The 25,036-nt window shown below is 70.6% G+C and carries 19 protein-coding genes; 5 read left to right on the top strand and 14 right to left on the bottom strand.

Going from position 1 to position 25,036, the window contains the following annotated elements; genetic code table 11:
* Positions 1-12: 12 nt before the first annotated feature.
* Positions 13-1,386 carry an MBL fold metallo-hydrolase RNA specificity domain-containing protein gene (locus WQ53_RS13955; RefSeq protein ID WP_052633317.1) on the bottom strand — a complete coding sequence of 458 codons (1,374 nt, stop codon included), beginning with the start codon at positions 1,384-1,386 and terminating at the stop codon, positions 13-15.
* A gap of 227 nt (positions 1,387-1,613) precedes the next feature.
* Here WQ53_RS13955 and WQ53_RS13950 point away from each other — a divergent pair, with 227 nt between their 5' ends.
* On the top strand, positions 1,614-3,611 hold the full coding sequence (locus tag WQ53_RS13950; RefSeq protein ID WP_052634104.1) for a M13-type metalloendopeptidase: 1,998 nt from the start codon (positions 1,614-1,616) through the stop codon (positions 3,609-3,611).
* Between the two features lie 961 nt (positions 3,612-4,572).
* Here the strand turns inward: WQ53_RS13950 and WQ53_RS13945 are convergent.
* Together WQ53_RS13945 and WQ53_RS13940 are read right to left on the bottom strand one after the other, a co-directional pair.
* On the bottom strand, positions 4,573-5,247 hold the full coding sequence (locus tag WQ53_RS13945; protein WP_052633316.1) for a rhomboid family intramembrane serine protease: 675 nt from the start codon (positions 5,245-5,247) through the stop codon (positions 4,573-4,575).
* A 275-nt stretch (positions 5,248-5,522) separates the two neighbouring features.
* On the bottom strand, positions 5,523-5,873 hold the full coding sequence (locus WQ53_RS13940; RefSeq protein ID WP_052633315.1) for an MGMT family protein: 351 nt from the start codon (positions 5,871-5,873) through the stop codon (positions 5,523-5,525).
* Positions 5,874-5,912: 39 nt separating this feature from the next.
* Here WQ53_RS13940 and WQ53_RS13935 point away from each other — a divergent pair, with 39 nt between their 5' ends.
* On the top strand, positions 5,913-6,323 hold the full coding sequence (locus WQ53_RS13935) for a hypothetical protein (RefSeq protein ID WP_052633314.1): 411 nt from the start codon (positions 5,913-5,915) through the stop codon (positions 6,321-6,323).
* 185 nt (positions 6,324-6,508) lie between these two features.
* Here the strand turns inward: WQ53_RS13935 and WQ53_RS13930 are convergent, their stop codons facing one another.
* Positions 6,509-7,630 carry an inorganic phosphate transporter gene (locus WQ53_RS13930; RefSeq protein ID WP_052633313.1) on the bottom strand — a complete coding sequence of 374 codons (1,122 nt, stop codon included), beginning with the start codon at positions 7,628-7,630 and terminating at the stop codon, positions 6,509-6,511.
* 187 nt (positions 7,631-7,817) lie between these two features.
* Complete coding sequence (locus WQ53_RS13925) at positions 7,818-8,444, bottom strand: DUF47 domain-containing protein (RefSeq protein ID WP_052633312.1); 627 nt, start codon at positions 8,442-8,444, stop codon at positions 7,818-7,820.
* A 356-nt stretch (positions 8,445-8,800) separates the two neighbouring features.
* Between WQ53_RS13925 and WQ53_RS13920 the strand changes: the two genes are divergently transcribed.
* Complete coding sequence (locus WQ53_RS13920; protein WP_236685964.1) at positions 8,801-10,093, top strand: hemolysin family protein; 1,293 nt, start codon at positions 8,801-8,803, stop codon at positions 10,091-10,093.
* The gene (locus WQ53_RS13915; protein WP_052633310.1) at positions 10,077-10,727 is read left to right on the top strand and encodes an exopolysaccharide biosynthesis protein; all 651 of its coding nucleotides are present in this window, start codon (positions 10,077-10,079) and stop codon (positions 10,725-10,727) included. The genes WQ53_RS13920 and WQ53_RS13915 overlap by 17 nt, the downstream gene beginning before the upstream one ends.
* Positions 10,728-11,016: 289 nt before the next feature.
* On the opposite strand, the gene WQ53_RS13910 is transcribed toward WQ53_RS13915, so the two are convergent.
* The 3 genes from WQ53_RS13910 to WQ53_RS13900 all read right to left on the bottom strand — a co-directional run bounded on the left by WQ53_RS13910 (position 11,017) and on the right by WQ53_RS13900 (position 14,906).
* Positions 11,017-13,146: a putative bifunctional diguanylate cyclase/phosphodiesterase gene (locus WQ53_RS13910; protein WP_052633309.1), complete on the bottom strand. Its 2,130-nt coding sequence runs from the start codon at positions 13,144-13,146 to the stop codon at positions 11,017-11,019.
* Complete coding sequence (locus WQ53_RS13905) at positions 13,143-14,018, bottom strand: phosphate/phosphite/phosphonate ABC transporter substrate-binding protein (protein ID WP_052633308.1); 876 nt, start codon at positions 14,016-14,018, stop codon at positions 13,143-13,145. Before WQ53_RS13905 ends, WQ53_RS13910 begins: the two co-directional genes overlap by 4 nt.
* 93 nt (positions 14,019-14,111) lie before the next feature.
* The gene (locus WQ53_RS13900) at positions 14,112-14,906 is read right to left on the bottom strand and encodes an RNA methyltransferase (RefSeq protein WP_052633307.1); all 795 of its coding nucleotides are present in this window, start codon (positions 14,904-14,906) and stop codon (positions 14,112-14,114) included.
* 92 nt (positions 14,907-14,998) lie between these two features.
* Between WQ53_RS13900 and WQ53_RS13895 the strand changes: the two genes are divergently transcribed.
* Positions 14,999-15,823, top strand: a complete 825-nt coding sequence (locus tag WQ53_RS13895) for an inositol monophosphatase family protein (RefSeq protein ID WP_052633306.1) — start codon at positions 14,999-15,001, stop codon at positions 15,821-15,823.
* 1,108 nt (positions 15,824-16,931) lie between these two features.
* On the opposite strand, the gene secF is transcribed toward WQ53_RS13895, so the two are convergent.
* The 6 genes from secF to WQ53_RS17330 form a co-directional block, all read right to left on the bottom strand.
* On the bottom strand, positions 16,932-17,897 hold the full coding sequence (secF, locus tag WQ53_RS13890; RefSeq protein ID WP_052633305.1) for a protein translocase subunit SecF: 966 nt from the start codon (positions 17,895-17,897) through the stop codon (positions 16,932-16,934).
* A 16-nt stretch (positions 17,898-17,913) separates the two neighbouring features.
* Complete coding sequence (gene secD, locus WQ53_RS13885) at positions 17,914-19,755, bottom strand: protein translocase subunit SecD (protein WP_052633304.1); 1,842 nt, start codon at positions 19,753-19,755, stop codon at positions 17,914-17,916.
* A gap of 58 nt (positions 19,756-19,813) precedes the next feature.
* Positions 19,814-20,155, bottom strand: coding sequence for a preprotein translocase subunit YajC (gene yajC, locus WQ53_RS13880; protein ID WP_052633303.1), 342 nt, complete (start codon positions 20,153-20,155; stop codon positions 19,814-19,816).
* Positions 20,156-21,166: 1,011 nt separating this feature from the next.
* Positions 21,167-22,282 carry a tRNA guanosine(34) transglycosylase Tgt gene (tgt, locus tag WQ53_RS13875; RefSeq protein WP_052634103.1) on the bottom strand — a complete coding sequence of 372 codons (1,116 nt, stop codon included), beginning with the start codon at positions 22,280-22,282 and terminating at the stop codon, positions 21,167-21,169.
* Positions 22,283-22,351: 69 nt separating this feature from the next.
* On the bottom strand, positions 22,352-23,359 hold the full coding sequence (locus WQ53_RS13870; protein ID WP_201774013.1) for an ABC transporter ATP-binding protein: 1,008 nt from the start codon (positions 23,357-23,359) through the stop codon (positions 22,352-22,354).
* Positions 23,356-25,005: an ABC transporter permease gene (locus WQ53_RS17330; RefSeq protein WP_052633302.1), complete on the bottom strand. Its 1,650-nt coding sequence runs from the start codon at positions 25,003-25,005 to the stop codon at positions 23,356-23,358. The genes WQ53_RS13870 and WQ53_RS17330 overlap by 4 nt, the downstream gene beginning before the upstream one ends.
* Positions 25,006-25,036: the final 31 nt, after the last annotated feature.

The raw sequence follows: 25,036 nt of genomic DNA, 5'->3' as shown, positions 1-25,036 counted from the left end.
CGGCGCGCGTCCTCACACCGTGCAGCGCATCCCCGGCCGGGCCAGCATCACGTGCGCGCCGGTGCGCTGGCCGATCTCGCCGGCCAGCGCTTCGCGCGCGCGGTCCTCGCCGTGCACCAGCACCAGCGGCGGGGTCCCGCGGAAGTGCCCGTACCACTCCATCAGCCCCTGCTGGTCGGTGTGCGCCGACAGTCCGCCGACGGTGTGGACCTGCGCGTTGACCCGGTAGTCGTGGCCGTGGATGCGAACCCACGGCACGCGCTCGACCAGGCGCCGGCCGATCGTGCCCTCGGCCTGGTAGCCGACGAACACCACGTGGGTATCGCGCCGCCCCAGCCGGTGCCGCAGGTGGTGCAGGATGCGGCCGCCGTTGGCCATGCCCGAGCCGGCGATCACGATCGCGCCGCTGTCGATCGAGTTGATCGCCATCGACTCCTGCGTGCTCTCGGTGAAATGCAGGTTCGGCAACCGGAACGGCGAGGGCCGCTGCCGCCACACCGCGCGCGCCTGCTCGTCGAACAGTTCGTGGTGGCGGTCGTAGATGCGCACCACCTTGCCGGCCATCGGGCTGTCGAGAAACACCCGCCAGCGCCCCAGGTTCCATTCGTCCCAGTAGCGGGCGAACCAGTACAGCAGTTCCTGGCTGCGGCCGACCGCGAACGCCGGGATCAGCACGTTGCCGCGCTCGCGCCAGGCGTGCTCGAACACCTCGCCCAGTTCGTGCACGGTCGCGATCCGGTCGCGGTGGTCGCGGTCGCCGTAGGTGGACTCCATCAGCACCAGGTCGGCCTCTTCGATCGCGCACGGATCGCACAGGATCGGCGTGCCCTTCGGCCCCAGGTCGCCGGAGAACACCAGCTTGCGGCCGTCGCCCCACAGCTCGACGATGCTCGAGCCGAGGATGTGGCCGGCGTCGCGCAGCGCGATCTCCACGCCGGGCGCGATCGCGGTCCTGGCGTCGTAGTCCAGCGGCCGCAGCAGGGGCAGCACCCGGGCCACGTCGTGGCGGGTGAGCAGCGGCGGCTGCGGCGGCTGTTCCGGGTCGCGGTGGCGGTTGCCGCGCTCGGCATCCGACTCGGCCAGCGAGGCGGCGTCCTCCAGCATCACCGGCAGCAGGTCGGCGGTGGCGCGCTGCAGGAACACCGGCCCGCGGAAGCCCTGCGCGACCAGCCGCGGCACCCGGCCGATGTGGTCGATGTGCGCATGGCTGAGAACGAGCGCATCAAGGGCGGCCGGGTCGAACGGGAATGGCGCGAAGTTGCGCGCCTCCAGTTCGCGTCGGCCTTGCAGCATCCCGCAGTCGAGCAGCACGCGCCGGCCCGCCACCTCGACCAGGTGCATCGAACCGGTGACTTCGCCGGCCGCGCCGTGGAATTCGACCTGCATGGCCTGCCCTCCCTGGAGTCAGGGCCCCATTGTGCCCAGCATGGGCTCCGGCAGTCCCGGTCGGATGGCCGGCCGGACGCCCGCGATGGCCCCGCTGCCGGACTCGGCCCACCGGTTCCCCTGACCCGGTCACGTTTCCGCCACCGCGCGTCCGCGCGGCGGGGCGGGAGCCGCCGGCCGCCTTGCTACACTCCCGCGACCTGTCCCCCGAGGCCTCCATTCCGATGATGCCCACGCCCCGCCCGCTCGTCCTCGCCCTCGGCCTTGGCCTGGCCGCCGCGTTCTCCGCCGCCGACGCCGACGCCCAGCGCAGGAGGGCCGCCCCGGCGGTCAGCCCGCAGTGCACCGATTTCTACGCCCAGGCCAACGCCGACTGGCTCAAGGCCAACCCGGTGCCGTCCGAGGGCGCGGTCAGCGCGCTGGGCCAGCTTTCCGACCAGGCCCTGCAGCAACAGCGCGAACTGCTCGACGCGGCGATGCGCTCGCCGCAGACCGAAGTGCAGACCCGGCTCGGCGACTTCTGGGCCAGCGGCCTGGACGAAGCCGCGGTCGAGGCCGACGGCTCGCGGCCGATCGCCCCGCTGCTGTCGCGCATCGACGCGATCAAGCGCGCCAGGGACGTGCCGGCGGCGATCGCCGCGCTGCACCAGGTCGGCATCCCGGTCGCCTTCAACTTCGCCCCGGACGTGGACCTGGAGGCGCTGGACCGCCACATCGGCTACTTCATGCAGGGCGGCATGGGCCTGCCCGACCCGGCCTTCTACACCCGCGGCGACGCCGACACCCAGACCCTGATGGGCCGCTACCGTGACTACGTCAAGCAGATCCTGGCGCTGACCGGCACGCCGCAGGCGCGCCTGGACGCCGACGCCCAGGCGGTGCTCGACATCGAGACGGCGATCGCACGCAAGTCGCAGTCGCTGGCCGACATCAACAGCCCGTTCACCAACTACGCGCCGCTGCCGGTCGCCGAGGCGACCAAGCGCTACCGCAACCTGCAGCTGGGCCAGTTCCTGGACGCGCAGGGGGTGAAGGACGACCTGGTCTCGCTGTCCAACCCGGCGCTGTTCGCCGAGCTGGACGCGATGGTCGGCCGGGTCAAGCCGGAGCAGTGGCGGGCCTACCTGCGCTGGCGCGTGGGCGACGCGATGGCGCCGTACCTGTCACGCAGCTTCCGCGACGCCAGCCACGGCTTCCGCGGCCAGGTGCTGGCCGGGCACGCCGCGCCGGCGCCGCGCTGGCAGCACGTGCTGGAGGCGATCAACACCGCCGCCGGCCCGATGCTCGGCCACGAGTACGCCAACCGCCACCTGACAGCCGAGGAGCGCCGCCGCGCGGCGGCGGTCGCCGACGAGGTGCGCGACGCGCTGCTGGCTGCGCTCGAGCGCAACACCTGGCTCAGCGCCGAGGCCAAGGCCGAGGCCGAAGCCAAGCTGCGGGCGCTGAAGATCGAGATCGGCACCCCGCGCCGCGACCTGGACTACACCGTGCAGCCGATGGGCCGCGGCAGCTTCGGCGGCAACATGCTGATCGCCTCCACCTGGCGCCACCGCGAGGAGATGAAGCGGATCGGCAAGGGCAACGCGGACCGCCGCTGGGACGTGCTGCCGCAGCAGCCGGCGCTGGCCTACGACATCGCCCAGAACCGCCTGATCGTCACCGCTGCGGTACTGCAGCCGCCGGTGTTCGACGTCCAGGACACGGCCACCGTGTACGGCGGCTACGGCTCGCTGGTCGGCACCCAGCTCAGCCGCGCGATCGACGCCCAGGGCGCTCAGGTCGACGCCAAGGGCAACCTGCGCAACTGGTGGACACCGGCCGACAACGCCGCCTGGACCACGCTGGGCGATCGCGTGGCCGCGCAGTACTCGGCCCAGCCCTACCCCGGGCTGCAGGGCGCGAAGGTCAACGGCGCCCTGGTGCGCGGCGTGGCGCTGTCCGACCAGGCCGGCCTGGAACTGGCGTGGGACGCCCATGCCAAGGCCCAGCCCGCGGCCAAGCCGGCCGACCAGCAGGCGTTCTTCGGCGCCTGGTCGAAGCTGTGGGGGCAGCAGGTGTCGGAGAACACCGCCACCGAGCGCCTGAGCGCGGAAATCCACGCACCGGGCGCGCTGCGCAGCAACGTGCCGCTGGGCAACCTGCCGGCGTTCGGCACCGCCTACGGCTGCAAGGCCGGCCAGCCGATGCAGCGCGCCGAGGCCGAGCAGGTGCGGATCTGGCGCTGAGCCGCGCACGGGCCGCGCCCGATCCAGTGGCGACGACGAAGGCGCGGAGTACCGCGCCTTCGTCGTTTCGGTCGGGCCTTGGACGCAGCCTTCTCCCGATTGACCGGACAGGGCGTTGGCATGTTCCCTCGCCGTCGTCCCGGCGCGCTTTTCACAGACGAATGTCTGGTCACCCGGGACCCAGCGGCTTTGCGCTTCTGAAGTGAAGCGTCCGCTCCGGGAAAGGCCGCCTTAGTCTTTGCGGACTGGAGCAAGAGCGTCGGCTCCGGGAGGGGCCGTCGTGCCCAGGGGGTCTGGCGCATCGCTCCGCTGCGGCGTCCTGCCTCCGAGTCGCGAACGCAGCACATCCCTGCGCTGCTTGCGCCAGACCCCCTGGGCACGACGGCCTCGGGAGCTTTGAGGGCGTGGCTTCGATCGGACGAGCAACGGCAAAGGCCCCTCCCCAGCCCTCCTCTTCGCCTGCGACGAATGGGAGGGGTAAGCACACGACGGCACTGCTTTCTGTAGGAGCGGGCATGACCGCGACCCGACGCCGTCGGCACAGGCGACGCCCTCCTGATTCCGACGCCCATGTCGCGGTCATGCCCGCTCCTACAAAAACCGTGTGCTGCTCATCGCCTGTGAACGGAGCCACGACTTGGAAGCTCCCGGAGACGTGGCGGGCCGGCGGTATTGCGGCAGTGGCCAGGGATGGCCACGTCGGCGAGTCGGCACATGGATGTGCCGCCGAGACGACCGCAATACCGCGCCCCACGAACCTCACCCGTTGCGAGAAGGTCCGGGCCGTCGCCACGGCCACGCCAAAACAGGAGGCTGGCGGCCTTGGCTTTGCCCGCCGCGGCTCAGACCGAAGCCGACGCACGCCCGGCGCTTTTGACTTTGCGGTTGCGGTTGCGGTTGCCGTTGCAGTTAGAGTGCGGCGGCATCTCGGCGCAGGCGTCGGCGCTGCGCCCGGTCCGGGCTACTTCACCCGGCGCAGGTGCGACGGACCGCCACCGCCAGGAGGCCGCCGCCGCCCGAACGGTGGCTGCCCGCGCCAGTAGCGGATCACCAGCCAGCCGAACAGCATGCCGCCCAGGTGGGCGAAGTGGGCCACGCCCGGCTGCCAGCCGGTGAAGCCCAGCAGCAGCGAGATCGCGCCGAACACGATCGCGAAGGTGCGCGCCTTCATCGGGATCGGCGGGAACAGCAGCATCACCCGCTGGTTCGGGAACAGCATGCCGTAGGCCAGCAGCAGGCCGAACACGCCGCCCGACGCGCCCAGGGTCGGATAGGCCGGGCCGCCGGCGCTGGTCACCCACCAGCCCACCGCCAGCTGGCACAGGCCGGCGCCGGCCACGCAGATCAGGTAGTAGGCCAGGAACCGGCGAGGGCCCCAGGTCAGTTCCAGCGGTGCGCCGAACATGTACACCGCCAGCATGTTGAACAACAGGTGGCCGAAGTCGGCGTGCAGGAAGCCGTAGGTCAGCAGCTGCCAGAGCTGGAAGTTCTGCCCCGGCGAGAACGGGTCGAAGCCGGCCAGCGGCCACAGCATGAACGGATCGAAGGTGCGGTGGCCCAGCAGCAGCTGCAGCAGGAACAGGACGCCGTTGGCGATCAGCAGGGCCTGGGTGACGGGAGGCAGTCGCGAGAGCATGCGTCGCGGCTCGGGAAAGGACGGAGGGCCATCATAACGGGCCACGCCCGTGTGGCGGTCTGTGAGGTGCCTGGCGTCCGCCCCCCCGTCTGCAGGAGTAGACGTTGCCGGCCACACCGATCGTCAACGCGAGGAACGCACCATCGCGCGCGACGGGAGGCGAACGAACCCGCCTTGGCTTGTTGTAGGAGCCGGGTTCAGCCGGCGACACGCCACGTCGGCACAGGCGACACCCTCATGATTCCGACGCTCGTGTCGCCGGCTGAACCCGGCTCCTACAACGACTCCGGGCCCCAGACCGCGGCATCCAGGTCCTGCGGACCGCGCTCGCGCCTGACCCGGCCGCCTTCCACCCGCACGCCCTCGGCGCGCAGGCGCCGGCACTGCTCGCGCCAGCCGGCCGAGCCCTCGGGGAAGGCGATGCGTCCGTCCGCGCGCAGCACGCGATGCCACGGCAGCGACGGGTCCTCGTTGCCGGCCAGTACCCGCGCCGCCAGCCGCGCCCGGCCCGGCAGGCCGGCGCGGCGCGCGACCTCGCCGTAGCCGGCGACCTGGCCGTGCGGGATCGCGCGCACCGCCGCCAGGATGCGGCGGGCGGGATCGTCGCTGGGAGACGTGGCAGCCATCAACCGCTAGCATACCCGCGGGGGATCGCGAGGACCGCCATGCGCAATTTCGAACAGATCCGCAGCCACCTGCTGACCGCCGGCTTCCGGCTGACCATGCAGGACCCCTACGTCGCCTGCGTGGAACTGTCGCTGGAGGGCGGCAGCCGCCACCAGTCGATCTTCCTGTCGGAGCTGGACGGCGACGACAAGCGTCCGCTGCTGCGGGTCAGCACGGTGATCGCGCCGACCACCGGGATCGATGCGCGCCGCGCGCTGGTGTTCAACTGGCAGAGCAGCGTCGGCTACCTGGCCATCGGCGAACTGGACGGCGTGCCCTACCTGCAGCTGTGCGAGAACCGGCCCTACGACGGCCTGAACCCGGCCGAGGTCGAGCGCCTGGTGCTGGAGATCGGCGGCCTGGGCGACCGCATGGAGCGCGCGCTGTCGGCCGAGGGCGATCTGCTGTAGCGGGGCCGGCGGACCGGTGCCGCTTGCCGGTCCCAAGACCGGATGCTCTCTTTTTTGTAGGAGCTGGCTTCAGCCGGCGACACGGGCGTCGGAACCATGAGGAAGTCGCCTGCGCCAACGTGGCGTGTCGCCGGCTGAAGCCAGCTCCTACAAGAAACTCGGGAAGCGGACCTGCGCCCGGGTGCTCAGGTCCAGCCCAGTGCTTCCATGCCCCTGAAGATCAGGTAGGCGACGCCACCGGCGGCTGGAATGGTCAGGATCCACGCCCAGAGGATCCGCTCGACCACGCCGAGCTTGAGCGCGCGCGGGTTCTTGGCAAAGCCCACGCCCATGATCGCGGTGGAGATGCTGTGGGTGGTCGACACCGGCATGCCGAAGTGCGCGGCCAGGGTCAGCACCGTGGCCGAGCTGGTCTCGGCGGCGAAGCCATGGATCGGGTGCAGCTTGACCATCTTGTGGCCGAGGGTCTTGATGATCCTCCAGCCGCCCGAGGCGGTGCCCAGCGCCATCACGATCGCGCAGGTGATCACGATCCACAGCGCGATCTCGGCGCCGCCGGCCTCGCCCGGATGCAGGAAGGCCAGCCAGCCCGGCAGGTTGTCCAGGGTGCCGGCCGCCTCGGCGCCGATCAGGGTCAGGGCGATGATGCCCATGGTCTTCTGCGCGTCGTTGTGGCCGTGGGCGAAGCCCATGTACGCGGCCGACAGGATCTGCGCCTTGCCGAAGAACGCATTGACCCAGCGCGGCCGCGCCAGCCGCCCCAGCACGCCGCCGACACGGACCATGCCGGCGATCAGCGCCCACAGCATCAGCATCATGGTCACGCCCAGCAGGAAGCCGGCCACAGGCGAGGTCACCATCGGCAGGAACACTTTCCACAGCAGGCCCTTGTTCTTGGCCCAGTTGCCGACCGGTTCGGACCAGATCAGTGCGGCCCAGTCGTTGTGCGCGGCCGCCAGCGCCGCGCCGCACAGGCCGCCGATCAGCGCATGCGAGGACGAGGACGGCAGGCCGAACCACCAGGTAACCAGGTTCCAGATGATGCCGCCCAGCAGCGCGCACAGGATCACCTGCGAGGACGCCTCGACCACCTCGGTGTTGACGATGCCGGTGGCGATGGTCGCGGCCACCGCGGTGCCCATCAGCGCGCCGATCAGGTTCATCACCGCCGCCAGCGACACCGCCGCGCCCGGCGACAGCACCTTGGTCGCCACCACCGTGGCGATGGAGTTGGCGGTGTCGTGGAAGCCGTTGATGAACTCGAAGACCAGCGCGGTCAGGATGACCACCAGGACCAGGGTCAGCATGGCGCCATTCCCCCGCAACGATATGCCGGCGCGGCCGGCCGACCTACGCTCAGCCCCCTTGAGTCAAGGGGGCGACCTCGCCGCGCAGCGGCGAGGTGGAGGTTGTGGAAGCAAACCTCGCAGACATCGGCGCAGCCGATGCCTGCCATGCCGAAGCCGGCCATCGCAACGATGCGCAGCGCGTCCATCAACTATTCTTCAACACGATCTGGTAGGCGACCACGCCGGCCTCGCGGCAACGGTCGATGGCCTTCTCCAGGATTTCGAAGAACTCCTTGAGCAGGAACATCTGCAGGTGGTCGAGGCGGCCGGAGTAGATGTCGCGGTACAACTCGAGCATCAGCCGGTCGGCCTCGTTCTCGATCGCGCGCAGCTTCTCGTTGAGCGCGGTCATCCGGTCGATGTTGAGGCTGCGCAGCTCGCGCACCATCTCCACCACCACCGCCGCGGCCTGCTCCAGCATCGCCGCGCGCGGGGCGAAGTCGATGTGGGCCAGGTGCTGGGTGGCCAGCGAGTAGCGGTCGGCGAACTTCTCGATCTGCTTGGGGATCTTGTACAGGGCCGAACCCAGCGCCTCGATGTCCTCGCGCTCGAGCGGGGTGATGAAGCTGTCCACCAGCGCCTTGCCGATCTTCTCCGAGGCGGTGCGCTCGCGCTGGCGGGCCAGCTTGAAGGCGTCCAGCGCCGGCTGCCGGTCCGAGGCCTTCATCATCTGGTACAGGGCCTTGGCGCTGTCGTGGGCGGCCTCGGCCGCCTCGTCCAGCAGGAGGAAGAATTGCTTGCCGGAACCGAAGATCGTCTGCAGGGAAAACATGGGTCGGGGGTCCGCCGCCTCGGGAGGGGCGGCCAAATGCTGCGGAATTATGACAGCCTGAGACGGGCCCGGGTACCCGCCCCGGCGGGCCGTGACGCGGCCTGCACGGGGAGGCTCTGCTAAGATGCCCGCGGTGCCGCCGGCACATCCTATGGACGACGACCCTCCTCCCATCTTCGGCCGCCGTTCCCGCCCCGCGCGCTCCGGCCTCCTGATTCCGTCGCCACTGCGGGCCCCGTTGTCGGGCGCCCGGGGTAGTCGCACGCCCCCCTCGCTGCCATCCGCCGGGGGCGCCCGCCGTGCTTGAGCTGATCCTGCTGGTTTTCGCCCTGGTCCTGCTCAACGGGTTCTTCGCCATGTCCGAGATGTCGGTCATGACCTCGCGCAAGAGCCGGCTCAAGCAGATGGCCGCCTCTTCCAAGCGCTCGGCCAAGGCGCTGGACCTGTCGGAGAAGCCGGAAAACTTCCTGTCCACGGTGCAGATCGGCATCACCGTGATCGGCATCCTGACCGGCCTGCTCGGCGGCGAGGCCATCGGCCTGGCCATCGGCGCCCGGCTGCAGAGCCTGTTCCCGGCGCTGTCGGCCACCTTCAGCCTGGTCGGCCAGCCCCAGCCGTACTCGGAAATGATCGGCAAGGCGCTGGCCGTCGCCCTGATCACCTTCGTGACCCTGATCTTCGGCGAGCTGGTCCCCAAGCGCATCGCGATCACCGCGCCCGAACCCATCGCCTCGTTCGTCGCCCTGCCCATGGGCTGGCTGGCGCGGATCGCCTTTCCCTTCGTCTGGCTGCTCTCGCACAGCACCCGGCTGGTGCTGCGCCTGATCGGCCTGGGCAAGGACGGGGCCAGCACGATCAGCGAGGAAGAGATCCGCATGCTGGTGGCCGAGAGCCACGAGCAGGGCGTGATCGACACCCACGAGCGCGACATGGTCAACCGGGTCATGCGCCTGGGTGACCGCACCGCGGCCAGCCTGATGACGCCGCGCAACCGCATCGCCTGGCTCGACGCGCGCGCGCCGCTGGAGGAAAACCTGGAGACGATGCGCGAGCACCAGTTCTCGCGCTACCCGGTCTACCGCGACAGCGACCAGGACGTGGCCGGTGTGCTTGAGGTCAAGTCGCTGCTGCACGACCCGGGCGCGCTGCAGGAAGACGGCCTGTTCCGCGGGCTGCGCGCGGCGCTGTTCGTCTCCGAATCCACCCACGCGATGAAGCTGCTGGAGATCTTCCGCGAGGAGCAGCAGTCGCTGGCGCTGGTGGTGGACGAGTACGGCGAGATCCAGGGCGTGGTCACAGTCAGCGACCTGATGGGCGCGATCGTCGGCCGCCTGCAGTCGGTGGAGAACACCGACGAGGACGCGCTGGTGGTCTCCCGCGAGGACGGCTCGCTGCTGGTCGGCGGCACCCTGCCGACCGAGGACGTGCGCGAACTGATGGACGGCGCCGCCCTGCCCGACGCCGAGGAAGGCGACTACCACACCCTGGCCGGCATGTGCATCGCGCACTTCGGCCGCATCCCGAACGTGGGCGAATACTTCGACTGGGCCGGCTGGCGGATCGAGATCGTGGACCTGGACGGGGCCCGCATCGACAAGCTGCTGCTGCGCCGGCTGCGGCCGCACGACGGCGATGACAGCGACGCCTGAACCCGCGCAGGCCGATCCGTCCGGTTCGCCCGGCAATGGCATCGTGCGGCTGCTGCAGTCGTTTTCCTACGGCGACCCGGAGCAGGTGCTGACCATGGAGGGGCTGCTGCAGGGCCTGGGCCACACCGCCTTCGGCATGTTCCTGTTCGTGTCGATCCTGCCCGGCTTCATCCCCATTCCCGGCGCCGGCGGCATGGTCAGCGGACCGCTGGTGGTACTGATCGGCCTGCAACTGCTGGTCGGCCTGCGCAAACCCTGGGTGCCGGGCTTCGTCGGCGGCCGCGGCCCGCGGCGCAGGACCATGGTGCGCTTCTGCAACCGGATCACGCCGTGGATCGCCCGGCTCGAGCACCTGGTCCGCCCGCGCCTGCAGGTGCTGACCGGCAACCGCGTGGCCAACGCCTTCACCGGCGTGCTGCTGGTGGCGCTGGGCATCCTGCTGGCGCTGCCGCTGCCGATGACCAATTACCTGTTCGCCGGCGTGCTGCTGCTGTTCGCGCTGGCGCTGATGGAGCGCGACGGCGCGCTGCTGCTGGCGCTGTGGCTGGCGTCCGCCGCCGGGCTGGTGGCGATGGGGGTGCTGTCGGAACAGTTGGCGGAAATGGTGGGCCAGTGGCTGGGGAAGCTCTCGTAGCTGCGCGGCCATCCACGTACGCGAACGCGGGAACCCAAGAGGCCAATCGGAATCTGCCCTGTTTGAGGACGGCTCTTCCTTCTCCCTCCGGGAGAAGGTGCCCGAAGGGCGGATGAGGGTACGGCGAAGCGAGGAGTGCTGGACCGCTCGCCGCTTCGCCGTACCCTCACCCCAACCCCCGCTCCGCGCCCCGGCCCTCGCGCTGACGCGAGGGCGCTCAGCGATCCGCGAACCCGTGGTTCGCAAGCGGATCGCCTCGCCCCGAGGGGAGAGGGGCTTTAAAGCACAGTCAGCGGCCGCGCCGCGCCAGCAGGTGCGCGAACTCGGTGGCGCTGATCGGGTGGCTGAGCCAGTAGCCCTGGACCAGGTCGCAGCCGCGTTCGGCCAGCAGGTTGTACTGCGCTTCCTTCTCCACGCCCTCGGCCACCACCGTGATCCCCAGCGAGTGGGCCATGGCGATGATCGCGGTGGTCAGGGCCAGGTCGTCCGGATCGCGCTGCAGGTCCGCGACGAAGCTGCGGTCGATCTTGACCCCGTCCACCGGCACCCGGCGCAGGTGGCTCAGCCCCGAGAAGCCGGTGCCGAAGTCGTCCAGCCACACCTTCACCCCGGTGCTGTGCAGGCGCGCCAGCATCGCCGCGGCCTGCAGCTCGTCGCTGATCACCGCCGTCTCGGTCAGTTCCAGGTGCAGGGACGAGGCCGGCAGGCCGGTCTCGCGCAGGCACTCCGCGACGATGTCGGGCAGGTCGCCCTTGCGCAGCTGGCGCGGCGACACGTTCACCGACACGAACAGGCGCTCGCCACCCTCGCCCATGTTCGCCCAGCGCATCGCCTCGTTGCAGGCCGTGCGCAGCACGCGCGGGCCGATGCCCTCGATCAGTCCGCTCTGCTCGGCCACGTCGATGAACACCGACGGCGCGATCATGCCCAGCATCGGGTGCTGCCAGCGCAGCAGCGCCTCGGCGCCGACCACGCGGCCGTCGCTGGTCCGGCACACCGGCTGGTAGACCACGCTCAGCTCGCCGCGCTCCCACGCCCCGCGCAGCTCCTGCTCCATGTGCACGCGGCGCTCGACCGCGTGGTCCATGGCCCGGCTGTAGAAGCGGAAGCCGTTCTTGCCGGCGACCTTGGCCTGGTACATGGCGATGTCGCCGTTCTTCATCAGCGCACTGGCGCTGGAGGCGTCCTCCGGGAACAGAGTGATGCCGATCGAGGTGCCGAGGAACACCTGCCGGTCCTGGATGTCCAGCGGCCGGCGCAGCTCGGCCACCAGCACCTCGGCCAGGCGGGTGGCGGCGGCGCGCACGTCGCCCTCCTGGATCAGGATCACGAACTCGTCACCGCCGAAGCGCGCCAGCAGCGCATCATCGCCGCCGTACTTGTCCACCGCCTCGCGAATGCGGTTGGAGAACTGCAGCAGCGCCTCGTCGCCGGCCTCGTGGCCGAGGGTGTCGTTGACCCGCTTGAAGTCGTCGATGTCGGCGAACAGCAGCGCCAGCTGGCGGCCGCCGCCGCGCAGCAGCATCAGCCGGTGGTCCAGGCTCTCGCGGAAGGCCAGGCGGTTGGTCAGGCCGGTGAGCGCATCGGTGTAGGCCATGCGCCGCACTTCCCGGTCGTGCCGGGCCACGGACTCGCTCATCCGGCCGAAGGTACGGACCAGATCGCCCATCTCGTCGCTGCGCGCGCTGTCCACCCGCTCGACCGTGTAGTCGCCGTCCTCGATCCGCCGCGCCGAGGCGGCCAGCCAGCGGATCGGCCGCACCAGGGTGCGCTGCACGTACCAGGCGGCCAGGATCGAGGCCAGCGCCAGCAGGCCCAGCGGCAGCGCCAGCCAGACGATGTGGCGCCGGGCCAGATCGTCCATCCGCTCGCGCAACTCCCTCAGGTTGGCCTGCTCGTAGCGCTCGGCCACCTGCAGGTCCAGGCCCACGCGCACGCCGCCGACCCGCTCGCTGCCGACCATGATCGGCGCCGAGGCGTCGAGCACCGTCGGCGAGACCTGCACGTGCATGCCGTCGGCGGCGATCGCCTCGGCCGCCAGCGCGTCGTCCATCGTCCGCCCGTAACCGGCGATCTCGATGGAGCCGTCGTGGATCAGCCGACCCTCCAGGTCGTAGACCCGGATGTAGTCGACCAGGTTGTCGCGCGCATTGTCGCGCACCACCGCGCCGATCACCTCCAGATCGCGGTAGTACATCGGGTTGGCCAGGTTCTCGGCCAGCTGCCGCGCCATGGAAGCGCCATGGTCGCGCAGGTAGGTGTCGACCAGGCTGTGGATGGTGTCGCGGCTGAGCGCCTCGGTCTCCTCGCGCATCTGCTGCTGGCGGTGCAGCAGTACCAGCAGCACCAGCAGGACGACGGCCAGCATCAGCAGCATCGCCACCAGGAAGCGGGCCTGCAGGCCGAACCGCAACTTCATTCGACCTCCGAACGCACGCGCTGCACGCCCTTGCGCAGCGCGGCCAGCGAGCGCTGCGAAGCCGGGTCGAGCGGCAGGAAGCGGGAGGTGTTGAAGAACAACCGCAGCGCGTCGCGCGCGGCCGGGTCGCCGGCGGCCTCCAGCAGGACCTCGCGCAGGCGCGCCTGCACCCGCGGGTCCATGCCGTCGCGCACCAGCTCCAGCGCGCGCGGATACGGGTCGCTCTCGTGGATCACGCGGAAATCGGCCTTGAACGCCTCCGGGACCCGTTCCGGGTGGTTCCAGTCCAGGCTGCTGACCGCGCCGGCGTCGACCATGCTTTTGTGCACCCAGGAGGCGATGTTGAGCTCGGAGCGGGCGAAGACGTAGCCGACCCGGTCGGGCGCGGGTTCGTCGGAGGGCGCCAGCAGGATCTCGGGCGACAGTCGCGCGTCCAGCAGTTCGGTCATCGGCACCATGTAGGCGCTGGTGGACGCGGTGCTCTGCAGGGCCAGGGTGTGGCCGCGCAGGTCGGCGAGGGTGCGGATCGGGCCGTCCTTCCTGGCGAAGAACACGGTGTGGTAGCTGCTGACCCCGTTGCGCTCGGTCAGCAGCAGCGGCTTGGCCGCGGCGCGCTGCTGCAGCTGCACGGCGGTGCTGGCGGTCTCGGTGACCCAGTCGACCCGGTTGCGGCGCAGATAGCTGGCCATCTGCTGGGGGTCGCGCGCCATCAGGATGCGGCCCTCGGTGATGCCGACGTCGCGCATGCGCGGCACGACGTAGTCCAGCAGCGGCTTGAGCTGGTCGTGGTGCGCGCTGGGGTCGTCGCTGATGCGGCCCAGGACCAGGACGTGCTCATCCTCGGACGCGTGGGCCGGCAACCCCATGGCCATGACGGCAGCCCAGCACGCCGCCTGGATCCATCTACGCACTCTGGACAACGCACGCCCCTTCGCTGATATGCGCAAAGCCTAGCCGGAAACGGCTCAGGACGACAGACGGCCGGCGTCCCCGGCCAGCCGCGCCATCCGCTGCGCATCGGCCAGCACCCCGCGCAGCAGCCGGACCTCGTTCACGGTCAGGTCGGTGCGCAGGAACAGCCGGCGCAGCTTGCGCATGGCCGATTCCGGCGCGCGGCCCTTGTGGAAGTCGATCGCCTCCAGCGTCTCGGCCAGCTGCGAGAAGAATCCCTCGACCTGCTCGTGCGTGGCCGGCAGCCCGTCCGGGTGCGGCGTCGTCCCATCCTCCGCGGGCCCGCCGGCCAGCAGCGCGCGGCGCAATTCGTAGGCCAGCACCTGCACCGCCGCGGCCAGGTTGAGCGAACTGAACGCCGGGTCGGACGGGATGTGCACCGAGGCGTGGCACAGCTGCAGTTCCTCGTTGGTCAGGCCGGTGCGCTCGCGGCCGAAGACCAGCGCCACCGGCCCGCCGGCCGCGAAATGCAGCAGCCGGCCCGCGGCCGCGTCCGGGTCCAGCTGCTCCAGCTGCACCCGCCGGCTGCGCGCGGTGCAGCCGAGCACCAGCCGGCAGTCGGCCACCGCCTGGGCCAGGGTCGCGTGGACCGGGGCGGCCTCGAGCACGTCCTCGGCCCCGGCCGAACGCCGGTAGGCGTCGTCGTCGAGGGGCTTTTCCGGGGACACCAGGACCAGTTGCGACAGGCCCATGGTCTTCATCGCGCGGGCGGCCGCACCGATGTTGCCCGGGTGCTGGGTGCCGACCAGGACGATGCGGACATGACCGGCCGCGCCGGTGGCGGTGGATTCGTTCAGGGGAGTTGCCATGGCGCAAATGGTAAACTGCGCGGCCGGCCATGCGGGCCGGACCGCTCTTTCCCTTCGCCCGTTCCGTCCCTGCCCTTCCGGGAGCCTTCGCCATGCAATCCCCCGCCGTCAACGTCATGGTCAAGGCCGCCCGCCTCGGCGGCAACGTGCTGCTGCGCCACATCAACCGCCTGGACGCGCTCAACGTGGTCCAGAAGCAGCGCATGGACTACGCCAGCGAGGTCGACGCGGATGCCGAGAAGGTGATCGTCAAGGAGCTGCGCCGGGCCTACCCCGACTATGGCGTGCTGGGCGAGGAAAGCGGCCACCAGCCGGGCCGGCAGGGCCGCTTCCAGTGGGTGATCGATCCGCTCGACGGCACCAGCAACTACCTGCGCGGCTTCCCCCACTACTGCGTCTCGATTGCCCTGGTCGACAACGGCGAGCCGATCGACGCGGTGATCTTCGACCCGCTGCGCAACGAGCTGTTCACCGCCAGCCGCGGCGCCGGCGCGGTGCTCAACGACAAGAAGATCCGCGTGGCCGACCGCAAGGACCTGGCCGGCACCGTGGTCGGCACCGGCTTCCCGCCGCGCGAGCGCGCCCGCGCCGGCGCCCAGCTCAAGTGCGTGGATTCGCTGCTGGTCCAGGCCGAGGATGTGCGCCGCACCGGTTCGGCCGCACTCGACCTGGCCTACGTGGCCTGCGGCCGCCTGGACGCCTACTTCGAGGCCGGGGTGAAGGCCTGGGACATCGCCGCCGGCGTGTTGCTGGTGCGCGAGGCCGGCGGCCGGATCTGCGACTTCCGCGGTGCAGGCACCCCGCGCCTGGACGAGCGCGGCCCGGAGGCGCGGCAGATCATCGCGGCCAACGTGAAGGTCGCCGACGAGCTGCAGAAGCTTGTGGTCAACACCGGGTACGCCGCGGCGTTCAACTGAGTGTGCTGGCCGCCATGCGGCTGCCATGAATGAAAAAGCCGCCCAATGGGCGGCTTTTTTTCTGGTTCAACCACCGCCGTCCCCGCGTTCAACTCACGCCATCCCCGCGTAGGCGGGGACCCAGCTTTCTGCCTCTGACAGGGGACGTTGGCTTCGGACGGGGCCGCCGTGTCGTTGCGGCTGGAGCAAAAGCGCTGGCTTCGGGCGGGGCCGCCGTGTCGTTGCGGCCTGGAGCAAAAGCGCTGGCTTCGGACGGGACCGCCGTGTCGTTGCGGCCTGGAGCAAAAGCGCTGGCTTCGGAACGGGCCGCCGTGCCCAGGGGGTCTGGCGCATCGCTCCGCTCCGGCGTCCTGCCTCCAAGTCGCGACCGCAGCACATCCATGTGCTGCTTGCGCCAGACCCCCTGGGCACGACGGCCTCGTGAGCTTTGAGGGCGCGGCTTCGATCTGGGAACAACAGCAACAGCAACAGCAAATGCACCCCTCCCCGGCTCCTCCCCTTCGCCTGCGGAGAAAGAAAGGGGGCAAGCCCACGGCACTGCCTTCTGTAGGAGCGGGCATGACCGCGACACGGGCGTCGGAATCATGAGGGCATCGCCTGTGCCGACGGCGTCGGGTCGCCGGCTGAACCCGGCTCCTACAACAGCCACGACGCGACCGCTCTTCTGTAGGAGCTGACTTCAGTCGGCGACACGGGCGTCGGGATCATGAGGACGTCGCCTGCGCCCACGGCGTCGCGTCGCGGGCAAGCCCGGCTCCTACAAGAGCCAAGACCGGCAGCCGTGGGCTGTCCTCCGGCCGAACGGAGCCACGACCTGGAAGCTCCCGAAGACGTGGCGGGCCGGGAGTATTGCGGCAGCGGCCAGGGATGGCCGCGTCGGCGAGTCGGCACACGGATGTGCCGCCGAGACGACCGCAATACTCCCGGCTCGCCGCGGCTCAGACCGAAGCCGCGCCACGATGCGTCCGGGCAGCCGAAGTCGATGAACGCGCCGCCGCGCGCTGCGGCAACCACACTCTTGCGGTTGCGGTTGCAAGCAACGCTAGTGCCAAAGAAGAAGCCGCCTTGCGGCGGCTTCTTCCAGAACGGATGTCTGCAACAGAAGCCGTCAGGGCCGCCGCGCCAGCGCCGCCTCGTCCTTGGCCTTGGGCAGCAGGTCCTGCTTGGTGACCTTCAGCGGGCCGACGGTCAGCAACGGGCAGGCGATGAAGATCGAGGACAGGGTGCCGACCACCGCGCCGATCATCTGGCTCAGGGCCAGGCCTTCCAGCGAGCCGCCGCCGTACAGGTACAGCGCCAGCACCGACAGGAAGAACACCACCGAGGTGATGATGGTGCGCGACAGGGTCTGGTTGATCGAGCGATTCATCACCTCCAGCGGCTCCACCCGTAGGCTGCGGAAGTTCTCGCGGACACGGTCGAACACTACGATCGTGTCGTTGATCGAGAACCCCATCACCGACAACAGGCCGGCCAACACCGTCAGGTCGAACTCGCGCCCGGTCAGGGAGAAGAACGCCGCGACCAGCAGCACATCGAACAGCGTGGTCAGGGTCGCGACCACCGCGAACTTCAGCTCGAAGCGGAAACCGATGTAGATCAGGAAGCCGACCACCACGAACAGCGCGGCATACAGGCCGTTGCGGGCCAGTTCCGCGCCGACCTGCGGGCCGACGAACTCGGTGCGCAGCAGGTGTGCCTGGTTGTCAGGGGTCGACGCCGCCGCCAGCACGTCCTGGGCGGTGCGGTTGTTGGCGTCGGTGGTGGTCTGGCCGTCGCGCGGCTGCAGCCGGACCAGCAGGTCGGTGCCGCTGCCGAAGCTCTGCACCTGCGCGCCGTCGTAGCCGGCCGAGGCCAGGCGCTCGCGCACGCCATCGACGCTGGCGGCACGGTCGAAGCGCACCTCGACCACGGTGCCGCCGGTGAAGTCCAGCGCGTAGTTGAAGCCGTTGATGGCGATGGTCGCCACCGAGGCGACGAACAGCAGCGCGGCGATGCCCATCGACACCCAGCGCATCCGCATGAAGTCGATGCGGGTGTCGTTGGGGACCAGGGTAAGCGGGAAGATCTTCATATGCGGTTTCCTCCCGTCAGATGGCCAGGGACTTGAGCTTCTTGCGGCGGGCGTACACCAGGGTGACGATCGCGCGCGAGACGGTGATGGCGGTGAACATCGACGCGAAGATGCCGATCATCAGGGTCAGGGCGAAGCCCTTCAGTGGACCGGTGCCGAACGCGTACAGGGCGATGCCGGCGATGATCGCGGTCAGGTTGGCGTCGAGGATGGTGCCACTGGCCTTCTCATAACCGGTGACAATCGCCGCCTTCGGCGGCACCCCGGCGCGCAGTTCTTCGCGGATGCGCTCGTTGATCAGCACGTTGGCGTCCACCGACAGGCCGATCGACAGGGCCAGGCCGGCGAAGCCGGGCAAGGTCATCGTCGCGCCGAACCGGGACATCACCGCGACCACGATCAGCAGGTTGAACAGCAGCGCGATGCCGGTGATCAGGCCGAACATGCGGTAGTAGACCGCGAAGAACACCAGGGTGAACAGGAACGCGTACAGCACCGCGGTCACGCCGCGCTCCACGTTCTCCTTGCCCAGGCTGGGACCGACGATGCGCTCCTCGACGAAGTCCATCGGCGCGGCCAGCGAGCCGGCGCGCAGCAGCTTGGCCAGCTCGTCGGCCTCCGCCTTCTCCAAGCCGGTGGTCTGGAAGTTCTTGCCGAACACGCCGCTGATGTTGGCCACCGAGATGACCTCTTCCTTGACCCGGAAGCTGCGCACCTCCTCGCCGTTGACGATCGTCACCTGCGGGATGCGCTCGGTATAGACCACCGCCATCGGCTTGCCGACGTTAGCGCTGGTGAAGTCGAACATGCGGTCGCCGCCGACGTTGTTCAGGGTCACGCTGACCGCCGGCTGGCCGTTCTGGTCGATCGCGCTGGTCGCGGCGACCATCTGGTCGCCGGTGACGATCACGCGCTTGTTGAGCAGCACCGGGGAGCCGTCGCGGCGGTAGTAGACCTTGGCCTCGGGCGGCACGCGGCCGGTGGCCAGCGCGTCGGCGGCGTTGCCGTCGAACACCGCGCGGTACTCCAGGGTGGCGGTGGCGCCGATCATGCGCTTGGCCGCGGCGGTGTCCTGCACGCCCGGCAACTGGACCACGATGCGGTCGCTGCCCTGGCGCTGGATGATCGGCTCGGCCACGCCCAGCTGGTCGACGCGGTTGCGCAGGGTGGTGATGTTCTGCTCGATCGCCGAACCGGCGATCTGGTTCAGCTCGGCCTCCGGGACGCGCACGGTCAGGCGGGTGCCCTGGCCCTCCACGCTCAGGGTCGGCATGACCTTGGTCAGCTGCTCCCGGGCCCTGGCCGGATCGGCGTCGGAGGCCAGGGTGACGACGATGCTGTGGTCGGGGCGACGGTCGACCGCGGTGTAGCGGATGCGGTTGTCGCGCAGGGTGACGCGCACGTCCTCCACGTAGGCGTCCAAGCGCTTCTCCAGCGCCGCCTGCTGGTCGACCTGCAGCACGAAGTGCACGCCGCCCTGCAGGTCCAGGCCCAGCACCATCGGCTGCGCGCCGAGGCGGTCGAGCCACGGCGGGACGTTGGAGGCCAGGTTCAGGGCGACGGTGTAGTTCTCGCCCAGGCTGGTGCGCAGGGCGTCGGCGGCCTGGGTCTGGGCCTCGGCGTCGAGCAGGCGCACCAGCAGGCTGTCGTTCTCCACCGCCACCGACGTCGGCTGCACGCCGGCCTCGTCCAGGTAGCCGGTCACCCGGGCCTTCAGCGCATCGTCCAGCGCCGCGCCGCGGTTGCCGGTGACCTGCACGGCGTAGTCGCTCTGGAAGATGTTGGGCAGCGCGTACAGCAGGCTGAGCGCCAGCACGAGCAGGATGACGAAGTACTTCCAGCGGGGAAATTCGAGCATTGCGGGACCCCGCGCGGCCCCGCCACGCGGGACCACGCTCAACGGTGGGACGGGAGGATCAGGCGGACTTCAGGGTGCCCTTGGGCAGGACGTTGCCGATGGCGCCCTTCTGCACGCGGACGCGCACGTTGTCGGCGATCTCGACGGTCACGAAGTTGTCGCCGATGTCGGTGACAGTGCCGGCCACGCCGCCGGAGGTGATGACCTCGTCGCCGCGGGACAGCTTGTCGAGCATGGACTTGTGTTCCTTCTGCCGCTTCATCTGCGGGCGGATCATCAGAAAGTACATGATCGCGATCAGGATGATCGGGAACAGCAGCATGCCGAAGCCACCGCCCTGCGGCTGGCCGCCAGCGGCCTGGGCGTAGGCGGTCGGGATCAGGAAGTCGAGGAAGCTCATCGGGATCGTCCAGTTGTGCGGAAAATAGCCGGGGATTATGCCATAGGGGCGGGCCCAGGCCTTTGCAAGCCCGGGTTGTGACCATTTTCACGGCTGCGGGTTCCCTGGGGGGACGGGCGATGCCTTGGCCGGGATGAACGGGCGGCTTGCTCGGTTCCAAGGACTTCGGGGTATGGACTGTCGCGCCTTGAAGAGCCAGAAGCCGAAGCTCCGGCGTCGGAAGGGCCGGACATGCCTGATAAAAGCGCTGGCTCCGGGCGGGGCCTAGACGTGTCGGGGTGCCTGGAGGAAAAGCGTTGGCTCCGGAAGGGGCTTGGACGTGTCGAGTGCCTGGAGGAAAAGCGCGGGCTTCGGACGGGGCTTAGACGTGTTCGGGTGCCTGGAGGAAAAGCGCGGGCTTCGGCCGGGGCCGCCGTGCCCAGGGGGTCTGGCGCATCGCTCCGCTGCGGCGTCCTGCCTCCGAGTCGCGACCGCAGCACATCCCTGTGCTGCTTGCGCCAGACCCCCTGGGCACGACGGCCTCGGGAGCTTTGGGGGCGTGGCTTCGATTGGTGGAGCAACAGCAACGGCTAAAGCACCCCTCCCCGGCCCTCCCCTTCGCGTGCGGCGAAAGGGAGGGGGTAAACCCACGACGGCGCTGCCTTCTGTAGGAGCGGGCATGACCGCGACAGGGGCGTCGGAATCACGAGGGCGTCGCCTGGGCCGACGGCGTCGAGTCGCGGTCATGCCCGCTCCTACAAGAGCTGTGCATTGCTTCTCGCCTGTAAACGGAGCCACGACGCCAAAGCTCCCGAAGACGTGGCGGGCCGGGAGTATTGCGGCAGCGGCCAGGGATGGCCGCGTCGGCGAGTCGGCACAGGGATGTGCCGTCGAGACGACCGCAATACTCCCGGCCCGCCACGGCTCAGCCCGAAGCTGACCACACCCGGCGCTTTTGACTTTGCGGTTGCGGTTGCGGTTGCGCCCCGCGGTCATGCCGCACCCCTCGCCAGGAAAAGCGAGCCGGGAACCCTACCCGCCCCGCGCGGCGTAGAAGGCGCTGCGGAAGGCCTGGAAGCGGCCTTCGGCGATCGCCGCGCGCATGTCGGCCATCAGCTTCTGGTAGTACCAGAGGTTGTGCAGCGTGCCGAGCATCGGCGCGAGCATCTCGTTGCAGCGGTCCAGGTGGCGCAGGTAGGCGCGGCTGTAGCCACCGGCGCAGGCCACGCAGCCACAACCGGGCTCGATCGGGTCCAGGTCGCGCTCGTACTTGGCGTTGCGGATGCGCACCGTGCCGAAAGAAGTGAAGTAGTGGCCGTTGCGCGCGTTGCGGGTCGGCATCACGCAGTCGAACATGTCCACCCCGCGGGCCACGCCCTCGACCAGGTCCTCCGGCCGGCCCACGCCCATCAGGTAGCGCGGCCGGTCGGCCGGCAGCCGCGGATGCAGGTGCTCGAGCATCGCGTTGCGCTCGTGCTCCGGCTCGCCCACCGCCAGCCCACCGATCGCGTAGCCGTCGAAGCCGATGTCCTGCAGCCCGTCCAGCGAACGGCTGCGCAGGTCCGGGTAGACGCTGCCCTGGACGATGCCGAACAGCGCCGCGTCGTTGCCCAGCTCGTCGTGCGCGTCGCGCGAGCGCCGCGCCCAGCGCAGGCTCAGTTCCATCGAGCGCCTGGCCACGTCTCCGGTCGCCGGATACGGCGTGCATTCGTCGAAGATCATCACCACGTCCGAGTCGAGCACCTGCTGGATGCGCATGCTCTCCTCCGGCCCGAGGAACACCTTGGCCCCGTCGGTCGGTGAAGCAAAGGTCACGCCCTGCTCGGTGATCTTGCGCCGGTGCGCCAGCGAGAACACCTGGAAGCCGCCGGAGTCGGTGAGGATCGGCCCGTCCCAGCGGGTGAAGCCGTGCAGCCCGCCGTGCGCGCCGATCACCTCCAGGCCCGGGCGCAGGTACAAGTGGAAGGTGTTGCCGAGGATGATCTCCGCGCCCAGCGCGTGGACCTGGTCGGGCAGCACGCCCTTGACCGAACCGTAGGTGCCCACCGGCATGAACGCCGGCGTCTCCACCGTGCCGCGCGGGAAGGTCAGGCGGCCGCGGCGGGCGGTGCCGTCGGTGGCCTGGAGCTGGAATTGCAGTCGGGACATCGGCAGGGGAACGGACAAGGCAAGCTGGCCATTGTCGCGCATCGGCGCGGGCGCGACCCAACCGGCCATTCAGGGCTCGGGGAAGCGGACCAGGCCGTCACCCAGAACGCGGAAGCGCAATTCGTGCCCGGGCGCGGCGTCCAGCCCGGCCGGCAGGTCGGCCTCGAAGCGCGCGCCCGACTCCAGCGCCAGCACCGCCACCGTGTCCGGGCCGCGGAAGGCCCGCTCCAGCACGGTCGCCCAAACCGCACCGTCGGGGTCGGGCCGCAGGTGCTCCGGGCGCAGCAGCACGTCCCCGGTCCCCGGCAGGCCCAGCGTCTGCGCCGGCACCAGCGCCCCGCGGCCGACGAACCCGGCCACCATCCGGTCGGCCGGCGTCCGGTACAGGGTCGCCGCATCGCCCCACTGCAGCAGCCGGCCGCGGTCCATCACCCCGATCCCGTCGGCCATCGCGAAGGCCTCGGCCTGGTCGTGGGTCACCAGCAGCGCGGTCGTGCCGGTGGCCTTGAGCAGCCCGCGCACCTCGCCGGCCAGCCGTTCGCGGGTGTGGATGTCGAGGTTGGAGAACGGCTCGTCCAGCAGCAGCAGGTCAGGCGCCGGTGCCAGCGCACGGGCCAGCGCCACCCGCTGCTGCTGGCCACCGGACAGCTCGTGCGGATAGCGCCCGGCCAGCGTCGCCAGCCCCACCAGTTCGAGCATCGCCCGCACCCGCTGCGCCCGCGCGTCGCGGGCGAGCCGGCGCAGGCCGAAGCCGACGTTGCCTGCCACGTCCAGGTGCGGGAACAAGGCGTAGTCCTGGAACATCACCCCCACCCGGCGCCGCTCCGGCGGCAGGTCCACGCCGTCGCCGGCGACGGTGCGGCCGTCCAGCACGATGCGCCCGGCCTGCAGCGGCTCGAACCCGGCGATCGCGCGCAGCACGGTGGTCTTGCCGCAGCCGGAAGGTCCCAGCAGGCAGCCGATGCCGCCGCGCGGCAACCGCAGCGACAGCGCCTCGACCACGGTGCGGCGGCCGCCGGCCGCCGGATAGGCGACCGCGATGCGGTCCAGTTCGAGCATCGCCGGCGTATCGCTCATGGGTTTGCGTCCTCCCCTCCCGGCGCAGCCATCCTGCCGTGCGCAACCCCACTGCGCGCCAGCAACAGCACCGGCAGCAGCCCGGCCAGCACGATCAGCAGCGCGGCGATCGCGCCGTCCTCGTAGGCGCCGCGCGCGGCGTCGGCGTACAGCCAGGTGGCCAGCGTCTCGAAGTTCACCGGCCGCAGCATCAGCGTCGCCGGCAGTTCCTTCATCGCGTCGACGAACACCAGCAGCGCGCCGGCCGCCAATGCCGGCCGCAGCAGCGGCAGGTGCACGCGGCGCAGCATGCCGCCGGAGCCCTCGCCGAGGCTGCGCGCGGCCTGGTCCAGCGAGGCCGGCACCCGTGCCAGCCCGGCCTCGGTGCTGCCGGCGCTGATCGCGAGGAAGCGCAGCATGTAGGCGATCACCAGCGCCGCGACCGAGCCCATCAGCAGCATGCGCGGCTCGCCACCGAACGCGCGCAGCACCGTCCCGGCGCCCACATCGAAGACGGACAACGGCAGCAGCAGGCCCAGCGCCAGCACCGTGCCCGGCACCGCATAGCCCAGGCTGGCCACGCGCAGGCTGGCCGCGGCCAGGCCGGGACGCCGCCGTGCCTGCGCCAGGCGCAGCGCCCAGGCCACCACCAGCCCGGCCAGCACCGTGGCCAGCGTCGCCAGGGTCGCCACCCACACGGTGTTGCCGGCGCTGTCCAGCAGCTGCGGCGACACGCCGTGGGAGCGCAGCCGCGCCAGGCTGGCATGCAGCAGGTAGGCGGCCGGCAGCAGGAACCCCAGCGCCACCGGCAGCAGGCCCAGCGCCAGCGCGCACGCGGCCGCCGCGCCGCGCAACCGCCGCGGCGCCATCGGCCGCGGCCGCTGCGCCGTCGCGTAGCGCTGGCGGCGCCGGCCGTAGCGCTCCAGCACCACCAGCAGCAGCACCAGCACCAGCATGCCCAACGCGATCTGCGCCGCGCCGGGCAGGTCGCTGCGGGTGACCCAGGTCGTGTAGACCGCCACGGTCAGGGTCTGCACGCCGAGGAATTCGGAGGCGCCGATGTCGTTGAGCGCCTCCAGCAGCGCCAGTGCCATGCCGATCGCGATCGCCGGCCGCGCCAGCGGCAGGGCGACGCGCCGGAACAGGCCGGCCTGGGTCACGCCCAGCGAGCGCGCCGCCTCAAGCAGGCTGCCGGCCTGGGTGAGGAACAGCGCGCGGGTGGTCAGGTAGACGTAGGGGTACAGCACGAAGCCCAGCAGCAGGATGCAGCCAGCCAGCGAGCGGATGTCCGGCAGGCGGAAGTCGCGCGGGCTGGCGATGCCCAGCACCCCGCGCAGCGCGGTCTGCACCGGGCCGAGCGGATGCAGCAGGTCCAGGTAGGCGTAGGCGATGATGTAGGTCGGCATGGCCAGCGGCAGCAACAGCGCCCAGGACAGCGCCCCGCGACCGGGAAAGTCGTAGGCGGTCACCAGCCAGGCGCTGCCGGTGCCGAGCAGCGCGCACAACGTGCCCACCCCGGCCAGCAACAGCAGCGTGTTCAGGCCCGCGCGCGGCAGCACGTACGCGGCCAGGTGCGACCACAGCCCGTCGCTGCCTTGCGCCGCGGTCCAGGCCAGGGCCAGCAGCGGCGCCAGCACCAGCAGCGCGACCGCGCCGGAGGCCAGCATCCAGGCGCGATCGCCGCCGCGTCCGGCGGCT

This window comes from Pseudoxanthomonas suwonensis (assembly GCF_000972865.1).
GTDB classification, from domain to species: domain Bacteria; phylum Pseudomonadota; class Gammaproteobacteria; order Xanthomonadales; family Xanthomonadaceae; genus Pseudoxanthomonas; species Pseudoxanthomonas suwonensis_B.
This window is presented reverse-complemented; position numbering and strand designations above follow the sequence as displayed.